The organism is Pseudomonas sp. YNh (genome assembly GCF_037993085.1).
GTDB lineage: Bacteria > Pseudomonadota > Gammaproteobacteria > Pseudomonadales > Pseudomonadaceae > Aquipseudomonas > Aquipseudomonas putida.
In genome coordinates this window covers 1-3,651 of the sequence record NZ_JBBMRJ010000066.1, presented here as the reverse complement: position 1 = coordinate 3,651, position 3,651 = coordinate 1, and the positions used below count along the sequence as shown (strand labels likewise).

The 3,651-nt window shown below is 63.7% G+C and carries 1 protein-coding gene; it reads right to left on the bottom strand.

Features of this window, described 5'->3' with window-relative positions; all coding sequences use genetic code 11:
- On the bottom strand, positions 1-3,651 hold a 3,651-nt coding region (locus WF331_RS29005), incomplete at both ends, for a DUF6531 domain-containing protein (RefSeq protein ID WP_340623556.1).

The window sequence follows — 3,651 nt, the reverse complement described above, 5'->3', positions numbered from 1 at the left end:
GGCGTGGGATTTCTTGTACAGGCGACGACCCAGCGCGTCGTAGGCAAAGCTGACGGTCAGGCGGTCATCTTCGTAACGGCGCAAGCGGTTGTGGAGGTCCCAGGTGAAATGGCCTTGCTTGCCGTCCGTGGTGCGCTCCAGCAGGTTGCCGCGCTCGTCATAGCGGTACTGCGTGCCGTAATAGCTGCGCAGTACGTTGTCGCTCAGCCGTTGCGGTGAGTGCCGGTTGGGGCCGGGCGGTGCCTGTGGATCCAGCAGGTTGCTGGCCGGGTCGAAGGCAAACAGCTCTTTCTTGTAGTAGTCGCCCGCTTCGAGCAGGCGGCCGACCGGGTCGTAGCGGTAGAAGGTATCGCCACGCAGCAGGTCATTGATGTGGGTGAGCTGGCCGCTGGTGTCGTAGGCGTAGTCGCGCAGCGCAATCCGTCTGGTGGCGCCGCGCCGGGCCAGGGTCTGTTGTTGCACCTGGCCATTCGGCGTCCAGGACTGGCGCTGGATCAACCCGTTGCCTTGCTCCCGGGCGATTTCGCGGTGCAGGTCGTCGCGCTGATAGCTGAGCAGTTCGCGGTCGTCTAGCTTGAGGCTGAGCAGGTGACCGCTGCCATACGTCAGCCAGCTGATTCGATGGCCGTCCGGCCGGGTGGTCGCCACGCGCAGGTTGAGGGCGTCGTATTCATGCTGGAACACCGCGACCTTCGGTTGCTTCATGTACTTGAAGTGCTGATGCTCGCGGGTGTTGTTGCCCGCCAGGTCGTAGAACCATTGCAGCTTGCAGTCCTGGTTCTCGGCGATCAGCAGGTTGCCATTGCCGTCGTAGGCGAAGGTTTCGGTTTCCCACTCTTTGCCGCCGCGCGCGCCCGCCCGGGTTTCCACCAAGCGGCCCATGGCGTCGTATACGAAGTGGGTGATGCGGTCGCCATCGAGGCGGCGGGTGGGCTGATTGCTGCTGTGATCGTAGAGGTAGTCGGTGGCCTGCTTGTCGAAGCCGGTCTCCTTGATCAGCCGGCCCGCCGGGTCGTACTTGAAGCTGGCTTCGCTGTTGTTCTCGTTGCGCAGGCTCACCAGCTGGCCGAGCTTGTCCCAGCGATAGGTGAGGGTGCTGTCGTCCGGGTTGTGGCGTCGGTGAATCAGGCCGGCTTCGTTGTAGGCCCAGGCGGTGCGCCGGTGCAGGGCGTCGGTGTAGCTGAGCAGGCGGCCTTCGGCGTCGTGCTCGAAACGGTCTTCAGTGTTGTCGGGATACACCAGGCGGGTCAGTTGGCCGGCCTGGTAGTGATACTGGGTGGTTTCACCCGCCGCGTTGATGGCTTTGCTCAGCTGGCCGAGTGCGTCGTACTTCCACAGGGTGGTCTTGCCCGAGCAGTCGGTGTAGCTGGCCAGCTGGCCATCGCGGGTGTAGCCGAGCTTTTTCTCGCCACCGTTGGCGTCGATGATGGCGGTGGGCAGGTTGTCGCTGTTGTAGGTGTACTGGGTCTTGTTCTCCAGGGGGTCGAGGGTTTCGATGATGTTGCCGCGCAGGTCATGGTCGTACTTCCACAACCCGCCCTCGGCATCGCGCGTCTTGAAGCGCTGGTCGAGGTCGTCATAGGCATGCTGCACCAAGGAGCCGTCGGGGCGGGTGTGCTGCAGCAGGTTGCCGCGCTCGTCGTAGATGTAGCGGTCGACACTGCCGTCGGTGTGCACATGCTGGATGACGTTCTTGCCATCATCGCGGAACAGCCACTCTTCGTTGCCGTCGGGGTAGATGATGCGGTAGGTGTAGCCGAGGTAATCGTAGTAGTGGCGGGTTTCCTGGCCAAGCGCATCGGTGACGGTGGTGAGGCGAATATGCCTGTTCCACTTCAGGCGGGTGTCGAAGCTGCCGTCGTCTGCCCATTCACGCACGGCTTTGGCATCCGGGCCTTCGCCCAGCCATTCAAGGTTGATGGCCCGTTGTGTGCGGTCGGTGTAGCGGGTAACCAGGTGGTGCTGATACTGATAGGTCCACTGTGCCCCGTGTTCATCGCGTGCCGCGCGCAGGTCGCCGTGCTCGTCGTGGTCGTAACCGGCCAGCTGCCGTTGCTGCCGGCCATCCTGCATCAGCCAGAGTGCCCGGATGCGGCCGTGCTCATCGAGCTGGGTCTGCACATGGCGGTGCTGGTTTTCATCCTGATAGGTGATCAGGTCGGAGAGCACGGCCTTGCCGGCGTGTTGATGCTCGTAATGCAGCGCAATACGCGCACCGCCACGTTCGATGATACCGACCAGGCGGTAGCGATCCCCCACGCGCAGGTAGTGTTCATGGCGCTGATGACCGCGGGCCAGGGCCAGGCGGTTTTCATCGACCCGGATAAGCAGGGTTTTTTCCACCGGGTCGTACAGCGGCTTGCCCTGCTTGGGCAGGGCGTAGCTGTGCGTGCGGCCATCGTCGGCGTGGTACAGCACGCCCTCGTCGACGACATCGAAACGCATCGAGAACGGCGTGGTCCAGCGCGCCCCGCATTCACTGTCATCGTAGGCATCCAGGCTGGAGCGGTAAGTGCGGTGCCAGGCGATGGGAAATACGCCGGGCAGGTTGAAGTCGACATGCACCAGGGTTTCGGTGCCCCGCGCAAAGCTGATGCTCTTGCTGGTGCCGGGGCAGGTGCCGTTGAGGTTACAGCGTGGGTCATTCTTGGGCCGGGCTTCGTTGTGGGTGGCTTCCACGGTGCTTCCGGTGCCTTTTTGCCTGGCCACGCCCGAGCCGTGCGCCGGGGTGTTGACCGAGAGCCGGCGCGCGGGTTTGCGCTTGCGCAGGCCGGCGTTGAGCTGGGCGAGCAGCCAGGCAATGCTGTTTTGCGTGGCCGGGTTGGCCAGGGCGGTGAGCATTTGCCGGATCAACCGGGCCAGCCCCTTGAGCACATTGATGTGTGGCTGAACGAGCTTTACAACCAGGCCCGTGTTGCTCGCTGCCGCTTTGTAGCCCTCGGTCGCGCCGTACTGAAGCGCCCCGGCTGCGGTGCTGATGACCGCGCCGGCCCTGTCCAGCAGGCCCCAAAGGGAAGGTTCTTCGATGGGGGCATAGATCGCCTGGGCGCTGTTGACGATCGCCTTGCGCTGCTGGGTGGTGTCGATCTCGCCCCTGGCGATGCGCTCGATGGCATCCGCCAGGCTGTTGAGGGCCTGGAAGCCGGTGTTGGCGGCGTTGTTGAGGATGCCGGGCAGTTCGGTTTCGGCCTGCTCGACAAAGGTTTCGATTTCGCCCATCAACGTGGCGCCGAGGTGGCCGACCATGAGGCTGATCACGGCTTGGGCAAAGTCGCCTTTGTTTTTCTTCAGTTGCTGCCGTGCCAGGAACAGCACCGGCCGCAGGGTCATCCGCGCGGCGGCCATGGTGGGCGGGACGGGGACCACACCGATCAGGTTGATGCCCAGGCTGACCCAGTCCAGTGGGTCACTGGAGCCGGTTTTGGTCAGGTGAATGATGTCGCCCAGGGCATCGAACAAGGCGACGATGTTGCCGACCACCGGCACCGCGCCGGCCCAGGCCTTGACAGTGGCGAGGTCGATCTGATTGCCGCTGAGGTCCAGCAGCCACTCGTTGACGATTTTTTCGCCTTGGCCCAGGTCTTCCGCGACCAGATTGTTCAACGGGACGAGGGCGACTTCGCGCGCTTCGATTTCTTGCTTGGCTTGTGC